The 14,903-nt window shown below is 47.2% G+C and carries 14 protein-coding genes; 9 read left to right on the top strand and 5 right to left on the bottom strand.

Translation table 11 applies throughout. The features are described 5' to 3' along the window. Nucleotides 1–307: 307 nt before the first annotated feature. Nucleotides 308–1,369 (bottom strand): tRNA 2-selenouridine(34) synthase MnmH, encoded by a 1,062-nt coding sequence (mnmH, locus tag NDI48_17295; protein ID MEP0832929.1) that lies wholly within the window; start codon nucleotides 1,367–1,369, stop codon nucleotides 308–310. 72 nt (nucleotides 1,370–1,441) lie between these two features. Then, nucleotides 1,442–1,600, bottom strand: coding sequence for a hypothetical protein (locus NDI48_17290; GenBank protein ID MEP0832928.1), 159 nt, complete (start codon nucleotides 1,598–1,600; stop codon nucleotides 1,442–1,444). Between the two features lie 452 nt (nucleotides 1,601–2,052). Between NDI48_17290 and NDI48_17285 the strand changes: the two genes are divergently transcribed. Then, entirely contained in the window at nucleotides 2,053–3,537 is a 1,485-nt protein-coding gene (locus NDI48_17285; protein MEP0832927.1) for a tetratricopeptide repeat protein, read from the top strand. Between the two features lie 5 nt (nucleotides 3,538–3,542). On the opposite strand, the gene NDI48_17280 is transcribed toward NDI48_17285, so the two are convergent. After that, on the bottom strand, nucleotides 3,543–4,355 hold the full coding sequence (locus NDI48_17280) for a PhnD/SsuA/transferrin family substrate-binding protein (protein MEP0832926.1): 813 nt from the start codon (nucleotides 4,353–4,355) through the stop codon (nucleotides 3,543–3,545). 210 nt (nucleotides 4,356–4,565) lie between these two features. Between NDI48_17280 and NDI48_17275 the strand changes: the two genes are divergently transcribed. The 8 genes from NDI48_17275 (at nucleotide 4,566) to minE (ending at nucleotide 12,372) form a co-directional block, all read left to right on the top strand. Continuing rightward, a complete protein-coding gene (locus tag NDI48_17275) occupies nucleotides 4,566–5,156 on the top strand; it encodes a Crp/Fnr family transcriptional regulator (protein ID MEP0832925.1) in 591 nt (196 codons plus the stop codon). Between the two features lie 590 nt (nucleotides 5,157–5,746). After that, nucleotides 5,747–6,391, top strand: a complete 645-nt coding sequence (locus tag NDI48_17270) for a hypothetical protein (protein ID MEP0832924.1) — start codon at nucleotides 5,747–5,749, stop codon at nucleotides 6,389–6,391. Between the two features lie 18 nt (nucleotides 6,392–6,409). Then, on the top strand, nucleotides 6,410–7,099 hold the full coding sequence (locus tag NDI48_17265; protein MEP0832923.1) for a hypothetical protein: 690 nt from the start codon (nucleotides 6,410–6,412) through the stop codon (nucleotides 7,097–7,099). Between the two features lie 737 nt (nucleotides 7,100–7,836). Next, entirely contained in the window at nucleotides 7,837–9,174 is a 1,338-nt protein-coding gene (locus NDI48_17260; GenBank protein ID MEP0832922.1) for a four-carbon acid sugar kinase family protein, read from the top strand. A gap of 450 nt (nucleotides 9,175–9,624) precedes the next feature. Beyond that, nucleotides 9,625–10,128 carry a pentapeptide repeat-containing protein gene (locus NDI48_17255; GenBank protein ID MEP0832921.1) on the top strand — a complete coding sequence of 168 codons (504 nt, stop codon included), beginning with the start codon at nucleotides 9,625–9,627 and terminating at the stop codon, nucleotides 10,126–10,128. A 114-nt stretch (nucleotides 10,129–10,242) separates the two neighbouring features. Further along, on the top strand, nucleotides 10,243–11,124 hold the full coding sequence (gene minC, locus NDI48_17250) for a septum site-determining protein MinC (protein MEP0832920.1): 882 nt from the start codon (nucleotides 10,243–10,245) through the stop codon (nucleotides 11,122–11,124). Beyond that, entirely contained in the window at nucleotides 11,121–11,921 is an 801-nt protein-coding gene (gene minD, locus NDI48_17245) for a septum site-determining protein MinD (GenBank protein MEP0832919.1), read from the top strand. Before minC ends, minD begins: the two co-directional genes overlap by 4 nt. A gap of 133 nt (nucleotides 11,922–12,054) precedes the next feature. Next, the gene (gene minE, locus NDI48_17240; protein MEP0832918.1) at nucleotides 12,055–12,372 is read left to right on the top strand and encodes a cell division topological specificity factor MinE; all 318 of its coding nucleotides are present in this window, start codon (nucleotides 12,055–12,057) and stop codon (nucleotides 12,370–12,372) included. Between the two features lie 193 nt (nucleotides 12,373–12,565). On the opposite strand, the gene trpE is transcribed toward minE, so the two are convergent. After that, entirely contained in the window at nucleotides 12,566–14,122 is a 1,557-nt protein-coding gene (trpE, locus tag NDI48_17235) for an anthranilate synthase component I (protein MEP0832917.1), read from the bottom strand. 273 nt (nucleotides 14,123–14,395) lie between these two features. Continuing rightward, a complete protein-coding gene (locus NDI48_17230; protein MEP0832916.1) occupies nucleotides 14,396–14,821 on the bottom strand; it encodes a photosystem I reaction center subunit II in 426 nt (141 codons plus the stop codon). Nucleotides 14,822–14,903: the final 82 nt, after the last annotated feature.

Here is a 14,903-nt window from a genome sequence, read left to right as displayed (position 1 = left end):
TTAAGAAACACTCTGAAAAATATTAATCCTTATATTCTCACAAGCGATTTAATGAATAGAGTTGTGTTATACAAACGGTATAATTTTTAAAATTTTAGTGTTATCTACGTTACTAAAATTATATTTTTTAGTTTTGTCAATCCCTCTAAAGAGTGGAATTTATAGCGGTTCTCGATTGGGTGGAGTACATCTAACTTCTGCCCTTTGCCCTCTGCCCTCTGCCCTCTGCCTTAAAACCGTCAGCCTTGTACCTCATCTAAATGCAAACCGCTATAAGCCTTTTGCAGATAGTTTAATTATGTCCTGTTCATTCTAGGACTGACGCCTTCAAAGTATCCAGCAAGCGGTTAATACTAGCCTGGGATAAATCAGGTATCTGCAACTGGCATTGTATATGGACATAGCTTTGACCGAGCGATCGCATGTAAGCGGGGTCATAATGAAAGGTCAGCAAATCGTCTACTAAGGTGTGCCACTTCCCCGCATCAATTAGGTTATACCACTCGTTGATTTTGTCCCGACCATAACGAGATTTTAGCCACTTTAATTTTTGTTTAAGCAGGTCGGGATGTGTGATTAAGTGCGGATATTGCTGTAACAGCCATTCGATTCTGGCGGCTTGCGGTAACTGAATTTCAACACAGTTCGCCTGTTTCATGTGTTGCCAAAGGGATGGGGGTAAATAAACTTGTCCAATTTTGTTACTTTCAGCTTCCACCCACACGGGTTTACTCATATCAAAACTTTGCAATTTTTGAACTAGCTGCGATTCAAAAGATTTTTGCGAGGGTTGAGGTGAAAGCTTCCCTTCCCACTCTTGACCGAGGAGGGAACCGCGATGATTGGCTAAATCCTCTAAATCCAGCACTTGGACGCCCCGTTTGGCTAACTGGTGCAGGATATGGGTTTTCCCATTACCGGTCAGTCCACATAAGACGTGGTAAGTCAATTGTTGTGGTAACTGTTCTAGTTGGTCGCGCACATAAGTTCGGTAAGTTTTGTATCCTCCTTGAAGGACTGTAACAGGCCAACCAATTTGACTCAAGACCAGTGCCATACTGTTGGAACGCTGACCCCCACGCCAGCAGTAAACGAGGGGATGGTAGTCTTTGGCTTTGGCAGCAAAATGGCTCTCCAGATGCCGAGCAATATTTTGGGCAACGAGGGCGGCACCGACTTTGCGAGCCTCGAAAGCGCAGACTTGTTTATAGAGTGTGCCGACTTTGGCACGTTCAGCATCATTCAGGACAGGTCGGTTAAGGGCACCGGGGATATGATCTTCGGCAAACTCACTTTCACTGCGAACATCAATAATCTCGCTGTAGGTTTCTGTCCAAGGTTGCTCGGTATAGTTAGGCGATCGCGACATAAAGTTAATGTTATTTAATCATCCATGAGAGGTAATTTGGGTTGTTGCCTGCTCTTCGCTATCTTCTTAAATCTAGATAGTCTCATGGAACTCGGTGGTAGTTGGGTGAGTGATTACCTGAAAAACAACCCCGACATGAGCCAGAGCGATCGCCATCTGTGTGATGAGATCTGCACGCAGCCATGAGCATGGGTCAAGTAGGGGCGATCGCGAGAAATTAACTGTGTGCATACAACGACAACCTGAATACAAAACCCGCCCTTACCGAACATGTAGCTGTATTTCTTGAGAGCAATTCCCTTAACCAGAGAGTAACAAAAAGCTGAAATCCTTGTCCCGTGGAAACTGGCAAGTTGAAGCTCTCACAAACTATACATGCAGAGAATATAAGAGTTAGTAAAGTCATCCAACTAATCAACACATCAATTCCTCATTAGGTCAGCATAAAAGACAGATATTGTCAGGCTATAAAAATTTGAGACGATGGTCGAACGTAGGTTTAGTCGCCACTTCCACCTTCGTTATGACATGAATTTTTCTCCAATAGCCATCTCTTGCAGTCTACTGATCGCTATGCGATACTCTCTTAATTACGGTATTCCGACCGACTTATCGTAGATTGCGACAGGGGCGACCTCGGTGGAATCGGTGGGGTATAGAAAAGGCCATTGAGGGACACAGGAATGTTACAAGATTCTCAAGGATTAGACGTTACTACAGATTCGCCCGAAACCATTGCGGCTATTAATCGCTATACTGACCAGGCACTGGCCTATGGTAAGGACGCCGTGGCTATTTTTAAAGGAATAGAGTCCGATCCCGAATGTGCGATCGCCAACGCCCATGCCGCTGCGTTGTACCTCTCCCACGAAACAGGGGAGTCACGTCGTCAAGCCTTGCCTTATCTCCAAGCCGCTAAACAGTATAGAAACAAAGCCACGGAGCGGGAACAGCTTTACATCTCGGCGGTGGAAGCTTGGGCAGCCGGTGCAATTGATAAATCCATTGCCTACCTCGAAGTCCTCACCCAAAAGTTTCCCCGTGATATTGTGGCAGTGCAAATGGGTCAATACCACTACTTCTATCAGGGGAATCCAGAAGCACTCCTCTCGATTGCCGAAAAAGTTTTACCCGCTAACCGGGAAAATCACTACCTATACGGCATGATTGCCTTCGGTTTAGAACAGTGCCACCGCTTCGACGAGGCGGAAGGAATGGGACAACTGGCAACCGAAATGAACCGGAATGACCCTTGGGCACACCATGCGGTTGCCCATGTGCTGGAAATGCAGGGGAGACTGGAAGAAGGCATTGTGTGGATGGAAAGCCTCTGTGATACCTGGGAAAACTGCAATTCCATGCTCTACACCCATAATTGGTGGCACATCGCTCTCTATTATTTAGAAAAGCAACAGTTTCAGAAAGTACTATCGCTCTATGACACTCACGTCTGGGGTCGGGCTGGGAAAGATTCATCCAAAGACCCAATTGGCGCGATTTCCCTGCTGTTGCGCTTGGAATTAAGAGGCGTTGATGTGGGCAACAGATGGCAGGAACTTGCCCCTCATCTCACGGCACGAATTCACGAACACGCCTTACCCTTCCAAGATTTGCATTACATTTACGCTCTATCTAAAGCCGGTCACGCGCAGCAAGTGACTGAGATGCTTTTGAGTATGCAAGCGTATGCCAAAACGGCTGACTCTTCTGTACAACGGGCGTGGAATGAGGTTGCTGTACCCGCCGCACGAGGAATGGCGGCTCATGCTCAAGGAAAATGGGAAAGAGCCATTGCTGAACTTGGCCCAATCTTGGGTCGCCTACACACTATTGGGGGTAGTCATGCCCAACACGATTTATTTGAACAAATTTATCTCGATGCTTGGTTGCGTGCCAATCAAAACCATGAAGCAATTAAGCTGTTAGAAAAGCGTTTTGCCTCCCGTCGTTACATTCCTTTGCTTCAGAGTGAACCAACTGTAACATCCAGTCCCCAACCTCAGGGACTGATCAAATATCCCACGGGGAAGCTGACGGCAAAGTCGAGAATGACAATCAAGCCGAATCAAGCCACGCAATGGATTGAAGACTTATGTCAGTCCAAAGGCTCAGCCTTGGCTCAAACTTACGCCAAACTGGTTGAGGTGGTCGGACATCTCAGTGCTTAAATCCATTAAGCGATCGCTTCAAATCCTGCTTCTACCGCCGCGTCGTACATCGTTGCCAGTTCCTCGTAATCTTCACACTGCACAGGAACGTATTGCTGAATGTGCGATCGCCTCATTGCCGCTTGCAGTTCTGCATCCGGTTCACACAACGCCGAACGTAAGGCGTTAATCAAATCTGTACCCAGCCGTTGTGCAGCCACTACGGGTGGCATCGGGCAGGGGCCGAGCGACTCAATCACCCGTAAATGCGGCGAAAATTCCGGAAAATCCCGCAATTCTTGCTCTAGCACCGTGCTATCAATCGCCGAACAATCCGCCTGTCCCTCAACTACCCATCGGATGGAACGCTGATGGGAGCCGGATGGCATCACCTGACCGAAAAAGCGACTGGGGTAACCCCCCTGAATCAGCCGTTGTCGCATCAGGTTGTAACCGCTGTTCGATCCGGGATCGTTGTAGCACCAAGTTTTACCCGCTAAGTCAGCAAAACGTTGAAGGTGGCTTTGGGCGTTAACAATGATATCAGAGAAGTAAATCGGGCGATTTTCATAGCGACTCGCTTGCATCACGGGCGCAACTAACGCTTGGAGTTGACTGGAAATGACTCGATGACGCCGTGCGAAGGGCAAGCCACAGATAAAAGCTATATCCAGCCGATCCTCTAGCATCATCGGGTCTTCTAGCGGGTCATACTGACTCTGCACCACTTGTGTTTCTATCCCTAATACCTTACTCAAGGATGCCCCAACGGCCTCATAAAACCCAAACATATTGGGAGCGAGGTAAGAGACTAATCGGAGTGGGTTGGGTTGGCTCATCAGGAAGTGGCTGATTCATGTCCTTCCCATCCTAAACTGTGAAACTTAGGCATTGATAAATACTCCAGCTCGGTCTAGTTTTGTTAAAGTAAAAACTACAGTTTATCTATCGGAATACAGAGGTTTACTGTTAAAATGCCTTTTACCCCCTCTTTGGTAACCGTAGGCACTAGATGCGGTCAAAGATGTTTCACAATGAGGATGAGTGAAATGGCTGCTTTTTCGCTGTTATCAACTGACTCTGTTGACATCAAACGAAGTCAATTTGCACGTCGCTCTGTACTTCCTACCAGCCGAGATTCTCTGTGGCAAATTGAAACCGGCGCGGTTCGCACCTTGACCCTGCTGGAAGACGGAACGTCGGTCACGCTGGGAGTATGGGGCAAAGGAGATGTGGTTGGTCGGGTGCTATCAAAGGCAGATCCGTTTCAAATGGAATGTCTCACGCCTGTAGAGGTCATTCGCGTCCCTCTCGATCAGTGGTACCTCGTCAATGAAGTCCTGATCCAGCATATTCAGCAATATCACGAGTTTTTAGAAATTCTTCATCATCGTTCGATTGACGTTTCGCTGCTTCGATTGTTAAGTTGGCTCGCGAGAAAATTTGGTCAACAAGTTGAGCAAGGACAACTGATCGATCTGCACTTAACTCATCAAGAAATTTCGGAAATCATTGGGACGACCAGAGTTACAGTGACACGGCTCCTCAATGACTTTGAAAAGCAGGGAATCATTGAGCGCCTCTCTCGTAAACGGATTGTTCTCCAAGAAAAGCAGCCGTTCTGGCACTATGAAATTTGATCGTGTTTCATCACTGCCAAATTTGCCCTTCCCCACAAAAAAAGCGGCGGCCTCTTGTCAAGGCACGCCGCCAGCCAACTATCCCAACAACTGAAAAGACTTATACCAACGCTAACATCTGCGATTCTTCTTCGAGCAAATCTTCAAATTAGAATATTCCGGTTTATCGATAGACTTTTAGTATTATACAAAAAATAGCGATCGCAGCTCACAGGCTTTGTCAAACACCTAGGCTAAGGATTAGTTAAGCTGGATATGATCAGTCTGCCTGGTTTACATCCATCTCAAGGGTGACAATGCACAACAAGTCGTTTATTGCATTTACGCTGATGGGTAGTTCATTTCTGAAGGGATCTGACCTTAGCTTAAGGGAATGAAGAGGCTACAGTGTTCAGCAACAGCGAGTGAACAAGTAACCTACAGGGTAGAAGTGATGGCCCCTATCGCTCCTAGACCTTGTGGAAACCATGAGACTCACGACGTAGCTAGAGTGATAAGCTCAAGCGGCAGACTGTGCAGTCAGGAGATTCTACTGCAAAGAACACGAACCCGTTTTCCCAACCGAGTTGTCGCGATCGCACCGCCCCCCAATGCAAACTGATTTACAAGGATTGGAAATTACCAAGGGAGAGATCAAACACTGTAGCGGTGTCAGCATTGATGCTGTGTTTAGACCCCCGACGCTCAGAAAATTTATCTCTGAGCTGGGCAAAACTTCCCTCGTCATTGTTTTGATTTGTTTGAGTGGTTTAGTTCTCAGTGTGTTTTTTCCGGCTCAGATGGTGTCACTTATTGTCATTGATCTCATTGCGTCTATTGTTTTAGTCTTAGATGATTTGAGAAAGATTCGTTTCAGCTATAGAAACCGGAATCTTGCCAGGATGTTTGAAGATGTAAAGCGATTTAATTCTGTGATTAAAGCGATTGACCTCAATGACCAAATAGAAGCCGTTGGCAATCTGGGTGTGGGCTTGCAAAACCGAGAGAAAGTGATTCACGCGCTGAGGCTAGCCAGAGAAGATATCATTCGCGCCTTAAAAACGGAACGAATTCTCCGGAAAAACCAAAAATTTATTCAATTGAATTACGAGCTATTTGAAACGAATCTAACGGCATTAACGTCCCTGCAAGTGAATGACCAAGCGGGTGAGTATGGACGCTTTTTGAATGAAGCCTTACAAATTGTTGTGGATGTCCAACAAGAAGTGAGAAAATTACAAGATCATCACTTTTAGAGGATAAAACTGTATTGATTGACTCTAAAAGGAGCAACGCGTTCTGTGCAACCGGATTTGCAGGGCTTGGAAATTTCACCCGGAGAACTCAGACACCTGACAGGTGTTGACCCAACGGAGGTGTTTAGACCCACAATCCTCCACAATTCAAAAGAGCGATTCCATTTCTTATTTCAAGAAGTTTTGCTGAGTCTCGCTTTGATGCCAATTATCGTTGGCTTGCTGCATGTGTTTGTGATTCTGCCTTTCATCGGTTCTTCACTTATTGCCACCCTGATTACTTTGATTGTTGTGCCGATTGTGATTGTAGCGGTGCGGTGGTTCTGGTTAAAACGCAACAGTCCGATGACTCTATGCTCCTTGTTGGATGAAGTAGATCGATACAATGCTGTGATTAAAGCCATACATATTAACGATCAGTTAGAGGCGGCTGGAACCACCAAAATTTTAAGTGAACGCCACAAAGTCATTGAAGCCCTGACGCTAGTGAAAGAAGATTTGGTGACAGCTTTGAGAGCAGAGAAGATTCTGCGAGAAAATCGGACATTTCTGATTAGTAACCCTGAACTGTTGGCAACGAATTTAAGAACGGTGCAAACTCTGCAAGTGAATGACCGAGCCAGTGAGTATGGGCGTCTGCTTAATGAAGCGTTGCAGATTGCGACTGGTGTTCAAGAAGAGATGGCGAAATTACAGAATAAACGTTGAAGCTTTTATTTTATTGTTTCTCATTAATCCGCTGTGTCATGAGAGGGCGATCGTTTGACTTTTTCGTCTTTTTTTGGTAATATTTTTTACTGTGGAAAAATATGTCCGCATACAAATTAAATTTCGCTTCATCGGTGTAAACCACCCGCAACGTTGACTGAAGAAGATACATGATTTAGAGCGATCGCACTCGTGCCGGAAAATTTGCGAGCGACTGAAGATAGCGAACAAAAACTAATACCAAATCCGCATCCATAACCCATTTCTCTCTTTATTCTCTCCTCTGGGAACTCTGCGCCTCTGTGGTTCGTTTAAAAAAGGGGATAGCCAACCCAGATTTAGTATAAACCCCCCGAAATCTGGGGTCGCCCATGTGGTCAATTAACCCTGCTTCGGCTTCAGTACTCTCGCCCAGGAAGTTTTGTACCAGGAAGAAGTCCATTTACTAAATAAATTAATTGTAGGTAAGTATTTTTTACTACTTGTTTCGATTTTCTCCTAGCGCGTCAGTGAACTGATAAACTGTCAACCGACAGGGGAATCAATCAGGGCTTAATCCCTCCCAATTCACCAGTATCTTTTACCCCCCGTTAACGGGGAAATAAATCTAACTCCCCTCCCCGTTGCGGGGAGGGGTTGGGGGAGGGGTCAACCCCTTACCCATTCGCCTACAGTATCCTTACATCGCCCAAATCCAAGTCAAGGGATTGAAATTCTTACTCACTCTTCTATAAAAAATGACCACAAACCCTAAAATTATTGTTCTGGATGATGACCCCACCGGTTCCCAAACCGTCCACAGTTGCCTGCTGCTGATGCGCTGGGATGTCGAAACGTTACAACTGGGACTTAGGGATGACTCACCTATCTTATTTGTCCTCACCAACACCAGAGCACTCACCCCAGAGCAAGCCGCAGATGTGACGAGAGAAGTCTGCCAGAACCTGAAAATTGCCTTAGATGCGGAAAAAATAGGAGATTTCCTGGTTGTCAGTCGCTCAGACTCTACACTGCGGGGGCATTATCCCGTAGAAACCGATGTGATTGCCGAACAAGTCGGGCCGTTTGACGCTCATTTCTTAGTCCCTGCCTTCTTTGAAGGAGGGCGAGTCACCCGTGAAAGCATCCATTACCTGATCATTGATGGCGTCCCCACCCCCGTGCATGAAACCGAGTTTGCCAAAGACTCCGTTTTTGGCTATCACCACAGCTATTTACCGGATTATGTAGAAGAGAAAACTAAAGGTCTTATTAAGGCTGTGGCTGTTGAGCGATTTTTGCTAGAAGATATCCGCAAGGGGAGCTTAGAGCGCCTCCAGAATCTCACTTCTAATCAATGTTGTGTTGTCGATGGGGAGACTCAAACCGATTTGGACCAGTTTGCAGCCGATATTTTAACCGCTGCTGCACAGGGTAAACGCTTCCTATTTCGCAGTGCTGCCAGCATCTTAACCTCGCTGGCAAGTCTTCAACCACAGCCAGTCGCCGCAGCTGATATGGCTCAATATGTGCGCCAGGGAAAACCCGGTGCTGTGATTGTGGGTTCTCACGTCAAAAAGACAACCCAACAGTTAGAGCAACTCCTGCAAGCGCCGGGAGTTGTGGGTGTAGAGGTGGATGTGTCGGATTTATTGGATGAGTCCCAAACGCAACGGGATGAACTGTTATCACGAATTGGCGATCGCATTCAAGGGATTCACTCAGCAGGAAAGACGCCGGTGGTTTACACCAGTCGCCAAGAACTCACCTTTAAGGATGTGCAAACCCGGCTAGAGTTTGGAGTAGCGGTTTCAGCCTTATTAATGGATATTGTGCGTGGATTGCCGACAGATATTGGCTTTTTAATTAGTAAGGGAGGCATTACCTCCAATGATGTCTTGAGTACAGGTTTGGCTTTAAGGTCAGCACGACTATTGGGTCAAATTATCCCAGGATGTTCAGTTGTACGCACACCCATTGACCATCCTCAATTTCCCAACTTACCCGTGGTACTATTCCCCGGAAATGTAGGAGATGCTAACGCCTTAGCGACGACTTACCAACGGTTGAGTCAGGTAGAAACAAATTCACCCTAACGGTATACAATCGTCAATCGTTTCCTGCAAAAAGACAGAGATTCTAGGATTCGAGATTTATCTATACTAGAAGGTAAGGGCACGAGCAAATCGTGCCCCAAAAAGTAATTGTGCTATACTTACTTTTTTCCACTCAGAGATTGCCTATTGCACATTGGTTCTCAGTCTCCAACACCAACCTCCTAGCCCCCTTCGGTTACCGATATCCAGACTGTCGGGAAGGGTTTATGTGAATTTGGACGCTTGAATTGATTTGGGTTAGCGGACTGTAGGGAGCAGTTCTAAACTGTGATATGCATCACCTTTAAAAATTAATTCAATCACAAATTCTTGAATACTATATCACGTTTTAAGCGGATATAGTTCAATCTCTGTTGATGATTTCCCTCAACATAGGATGAAAAGAAAAGTCTGAGCATTAAATCTATAAAATTATTGGGTGTAAAAGATATGAAATTCTCTGAAGGCATTACTCATTACAAACCCCAAACGCTCACCTGTGATGCTAAGAGGCAACTTTTAGAGAAACTCAAGTCGATTAAAATCCCTCTCGATGAATTGCTGAAGCAGTATGCCGCAGGAGAACGCGATTTTCGGGGTGTCATCCTGAGCGAACAAATCTTGATAGATGTAGACTTAAGCCGAGCCGACTTGAGTGAGGCAACGCTGCATAAAACCGTGTTAGAAGGCGCTAACCTAACCCGAACAAATCTATCGAGAGCCGACTTAACCAGAGCCAATTTGCGAGGAGCCGAGTTGATTGAGGCTAACCTAATGAAGGCGAACCTGCGAGAGGCGAACCTACGGGGAGCAGATTTAAGTGGGGCAGATTTGAGAGGAGCGGATTTGACTGGCGCTGACTTAGGTGGGGCAATCTTGCCGGATGGTTCGATTTTGTTAACGAGTCAACCTTCCAATCGCGTGATTTCTCCCTACGCACGGGCACAATCGTAAGCGATTCCCTACTCGCTCACCTTAAACTGAATAGGTTCTCGACCGCAGCCTGCACTTAAGGTACGATGTCGTTTAGTTTAGTCGGACTCATCCGACGTAAGACCCTGTTGTTGCATGACTTCTGATTCGGCTCAACAATCCTCTCTATCAACAGTTTCCGAAAGCGATTCCGTGATATCCGTAGTTTCCGAAAGCGATTCCGTGATATCCGTAGTTTCTGAAAGCGACTCAGTGATATCCGTAGTTTCTGAAAGCAACCCCGTCGTGGATTGCGATTCCCAAGTCCGATTGAAACGGGAGGGGGAACAACTCCAGTTAATCTTGCCCCCGGAAACAGACATGCCCAGCTCTGCCGGTTGGTCTGAGTTATGGCAGCAACTCAAGCAGCGTCTGAATGGCGGTGAACGCTTTTGGCAGGCCAATACTCCAGTGCATCTAATGGCTCAAGACCAGTTGTTGGATGCCATGAAACTCCAAGAGATCGCCGATGCCTTGAGTGAAATTCAGCTCCAGCTTCAGCGAGTATACACAACGCGACGACAAACCGCTGTAGCGGCGGCTACCGCTGGTTACTCAGTGGAGCAACAGCCGCCCACTTATTCTCTTCAGACACAGCCCTCAGAACCAACCGAGTTCCTTACAGAACCCCTATACTTGCAACTAACCGTGCGATCGGGTGTTGAGATTCGTCATCCAGGCACTATTGTTATATTAGGAGACCTCAATCCGGGCGGCGCAGTAATTGCAGCAGGAGATATCTTTATTTGGGGGCGTCTTCGAGGAGTGGCTCATGCTGGTGCCAATGGCAATCGAGCGTGCCGGATCATGGCACTCCAGATGGAACCCACCCAACTACGAATTGCGGATGCTGTCGCAAGGGCACCAGGGACGCTACCGGAACAGTTTTATCCGGAAGTCGCTTATGTGACCTCAGAAGGAATTCGCATAGCCAGAGCGACTGATTTTGCTAAGACCCACTTGTTGTTGAATTCATGAGTCGTATTATTGTCATCACCTCCGGCAAAGGAGGGGTGGGTAAAACTACTGTTACTGCTAACTTAGGGATGGCGCTCGCACGTTGCGGTCGTCAAGTGGCCTTGGTCGATGCGGATTTTGGACTACGAAATTTAGATTTGCTCTTAGGGCTGGAAAATCGGGTCGTTTATACCGCCATTGACGTTCTAGCCGGTCAATGCCGCTTAGAACAAGCGTTGGTCAAGGACAAACGGCAGGATGGCGTGGTTCTGCTACCGGCAGCTCAAAGCCGGATGCAGGAATCCGTAACTCCTGCTCAAATGAAAAAGCTTTTGAGCGTTTTAGCCCAGAAGTTTGAGTACATTTTGGTAGACTGTCCGGCAGGGATTGAATCAGGTTTTCAAAATGCGATCGCGGCTGCCTCAGAAGCCTTGATTGTCACAACACCAGAAATTGCCGCTGTGCGGGATGCTGACCGCGTTGTCGGCTTACTAGAAGCCCAAGGCATTAAGAAAATTCACCTGATTGTCAATCGCCTAAAACCCACAATGGTGCAAGCCGATCAGATGATGTCGGTGCAGGATGTGCAAGAAATTCTGGCTATCCCCATAATCGGCGTCATCCCCGACGATGAACGGGTGATCATTTCCAGCAACCGGGGTGAACCCTTAGTGTTAGCCGAACAGGTTTCCCTGCCTGGAATAGCCATGAATAATATTGCCAGACGCTTAGAAGGAGAGAAGATTCCCTTCCTTGACCTGATGGCAGAACACGATAATCTGCTCAGCCGGATTCGCCGCTTATTTCGCGGAGCTTGAGCGTTGTAGGGGCGGCGTTACCATCACCCGCCCTGAGTTCGGAAATTTAAACAACTCAATATACAACCCCTGATCGGTGACCGCGTCTATTTATCACCTCTATAATGCAGATTCACCCCCCCCGACAAGCCCCATGATTAGCGACCTTCTAGAACGACTCTTTCCCTGGACGAGTGCCAGCAACAGTCGGGCGGAAGTTAAACGCCGCCTGCAACTGGTTATTGCCCATGATCGCGCTGACCTTACTCCGCAGATGATAGAAAAGATGCGGAATGAAATTTTGGAAGTTGTCTCTCGTTACGTTGAAATTGAAACCGAGGGATTGGAAATTGCCTTAGAGAGCAATCAAAGGGTAACGGCGTTAATTGCTAATCTTCCAATTCGGCGGGTTAAGGAAGAACCGCAAGTTGCTTCTGGTGGAGTAGAACCAGGAATTGACCTGATAGGATAGCGATTTGCACAATTACTTCTTTTGATGGGTGCATTACACTTCGTTAATGCACCCTAACTTTGAGAAAAGGAAAGGTTCAGCCCCCAGAGAAAGAACCAGAAAACCTTAAGTACGCCAGCATGAGGATGTCAGGAATCAAAGACGTGACGGGTTTGGGAAACTAGCGCATGACCTAACCCATAAGTTGGATATCTTACCTTGGCAGACAACGAATGGCCTCTAATAGCCCTCTGGCTTTGTTGAGGGTTTCTTCGTATTCCTTCTCTGGCTCGGAGTCAGCCACCAAACCGGCACCGGCTTGAACAGACACGATATGCTTACCCGACTCTTGAGGGCGAACTACCATGGTGCGAATTGCGATCGCACTATTGAGTTGTCCCTCAAAATCGTAATAGCCATAGGCACCCGAATAAGGGCCACGCCGTTCGGGTTCGAGTTCGTGAATAATTTCCATCGCCCGAATCTTCGGAGCTCCGCTGACAGTCCCTGCCGGGAAACAGGCTTTGAGCAAATCCCAAGCGGTTTTATCCTCATCGAGTTCGCCCACCACGTTGCTGACAATGTGCATAACGTGGGAGTAGCGCTCGATCAGCATTAATTCATCAACTTTTACCGTACCCTTCTTACAGGCGCGACCCAAATCATTACGACCGAGGTCAACCAACATGACGTGCTCGGCAATTTCTTTGGGGTCTTGCAGCAAATCTTGTGCTAGGGCTTCATCTTCTTGATGTGTCTGACCCCGGCGTCGAGTTCCGGCAATGGGTCGCAGGGTGGCAATGCTTCTCCCTTGGGGTGACTTGGTGGCCTTAACCATCACTTCTGGGCTAGAGCCAATGATTTGCCAATCCCTAAAGTTGAAATAGGCCATGTAAGGCGAAGGATTAATCAGCCGCAGAGAGCGGTACAGTGCAAAGGGGTCGCCGCTGTATTCTGCCGAGAGGCGTTGGGAGAGGACGACCTGAAAGATATCTCCTGCTTTGATGTAATCTTTGGCTTTTTGGACATTCGCGCAGAAGTGCGAGGGTTCTGTGTTGCTTGTATAGGATAGTTTCTGGGTCGCGCTATCTGGGGGTGTCCATTCTAAAATCGTGTCTGCTGCATTCAGAGGTAGCTGAAGTTTGCTGACCAAGGCACGCACGCGATCGCCAGCTTGTTGATACGCGGCTGATAAATCAACATTTGCATCCCGCAAATCTGCATAGGCGATCGCCCAAATCTTGCGCTTAACTTGATCGAAAATAATCAGGTTATCCACCTGCATCCACAGTCCATCGGGCAAGTCGTCTTCCTGGGATGGATAAACGGGGACACGCGATTCACAAGCACGAATCAGTTCGTAACCCCAAAACCCGAACAATCCGCCAATCCCCGGCGGGAGTTGAGGTAACTTAACGGGCTTATAAGGTTTTAGGCAATTGGCTAAAGTCTCGAATGGGTCACCATCAAACACCTGAACCGAAGCATCGCGATGCGTCTGAGTTGTGCGGTACGCCATAGGCGCATCGGCTTCGGACTCATCACCTCTGGCTTCCAATACCCACAAAGGGTCACACCCTAAGAAACTGTATCGTCCTATATTCTCCCCGCCTTCTACCGATTCCAGCAGAAAGCTGTAAGGCTGACCCGCACAGACCTTATACCAAGCTGACACTGGCGTTTCTAAGTCCGCTACCCACTCCTGGTAAACCGGCACAAAATTACCCTGCTTTGCCAGTGCACAAAACTGCGAGAAATCCGGGAAAATCATGCTTTTTATAGAGTTGAAGGTTCGCCTAGGAAACAGGTTGAAGGTTTTTAGGTGTTGAAGGATGAAAAGTTGCCAGGTTGAATCTTGACGGTTGAACGGTCAAATGTTAAAGGTTATAAGCTCTCACCTATAACCTTCTAACTTAGAAGTTACAACCTTCTACGCTTCAACCTGCAACCTTCTAACCTGTAACTTGCAACCTTCTATCGAGGCTACGCGTTACAAGAACAAAGCTACGCAAACGGCAATGGCTACGCCAAACAACCGATTCATCTAGACCTCAAAGGGCTTTTTGCCACTGAATTTGAGGGTAGCGGGTTCTGGATTGCGACCAATATTGCGATCATTTGTACCGACATAGGGACGTCCTTGGTTGACCTTTTCGGGGAAGACGCCATCTGCCGGATGGATATACTGGATTTCACCATTGGGGAAAATTCGGTAAATCTTATAGTTGTTGATTTTGAATTTTGCCCGCAGTTGCTGACCGCCTAAAGCAATGCAGTATTCCTTGCGAGCAAGGTACAGCAAGTTGTCGCCTTCGTTCATGATGGCTGCCCCACCTGTCGGCATTTCAAAGACTTGCTTTTTGGGGCTAGTCCAGGTAATGGCATATTTTTCTTCTACTTGAGCCTTGGTCAGCAAGCCGCCGGTGCTGCCGCCAAATATGGGAGGTTGTCCAGTAAGTTCTTCTGCCATAGTTATTTTCTCAACGTTACATAGAGCATCTAGGGAATGCTATCACCGAGGTTGTGCAAGGCTAGCGACTCTGTCAAGAACT

Source organism: Microcoleus sp. AS-A8, assembly GCA_039962225.1.
In the GTDB taxonomy this organism is placed as follows: domain Bacteria; phylum Cyanobacteriota; class Cyanobacteriia; order Cyanobacteriales; family Coleofasciculaceae; genus Allocoleopsis.
This window is presented reverse-complemented; position numbering and strand designations above follow the sequence as displayed.

Excerpts from the sequence above, each read along its gene's own strand:
- NDI48_17230 (MEP0832916.1), bottom strand. The coding sequence starts at position 14,821 with ATGGCAGAAGAACTTACTGGACAACCTCCCATATTTGGCGGCAGCACC.
- NDI48_17280 (MEP0832926.1), bottom strand. The coding sequence starts at position 4,355 with ATGAGCCAACCCAACCCACTCCGATTAGTCTCTTACCTCGCTCCCAAT.
- trpE (MEP0832917.1), bottom strand. The coding sequence starts at position 14,122 with ATGATTTTCCCGGATTTCTCGCAGTTTTGTGCACTGGCAAAGCAGGGT.
- NDI48_17270 (MEP0832924.1), top strand. The coding sequence starts at position 5,747 with ATGCAAACTGATTTACAAGGATTGGAAATTACCAAGGGAGAGATCAAA.
- NDI48_17255 (MEP0832921.1), top strand. The coding sequence starts at position 9,625 with ATGAAATTCTCTGAAGGCATTACTCATTACAAACCCCAAACGCTCACC.
- mnmH (MEP0832929.1), bottom strand. The coding sequence starts at position 1,369 with ATGTCGCGATCGCCTAACTATACCGAGCAACCTTGGACAGAAACCTAC.
- NDI48_17290 (MEP0832928.1), bottom strand. The coding sequence starts at position 1,600 with ATGCACACAGTTAATTTCTCGCGATCGCCCCTACTTGACCCATGCTCA.
- NDI48_17260 (MEP0832922.1), top strand. The coding sequence starts at position 7,837 with ATGACCACAAACCCTAAAATTATTGTTCTGGATGATGACCCCACCGGT.
- minE (MEP0832918.1), top strand. The coding sequence starts at position 12,055 with ATGATTAGCGACCTTCTAGAACGACTCTTTCCCTGGACGAGTGCCAGC.
- NDI48_17275 (MEP0832925.1), top strand. The coding sequence starts at position 4,566 with ATGGCTGCTTTTTCGCTGTTATCAACTGACTCTGTTGACATCAAACGA.
- minD (MEP0832919.1), top strand. The coding sequence starts at position 11,121 with ATGAGTCGTATTATTGTCATCACCTCCGGCAAAGGAGGGGTGGGTAAA.
- minC (MEP0832920.1), top strand. The coding sequence starts at position 10,243 with ATGACTTCTGATTCGGCTCAACAATCCTCTCTATCAACAGTTTCCGAA.
- NDI48_17285 (MEP0832927.1), top strand. The coding sequence starts at position 2,053 with ATGTTACAAGATTCTCAAGGATTAGACGTTACTACAGATTCGCCCGAA.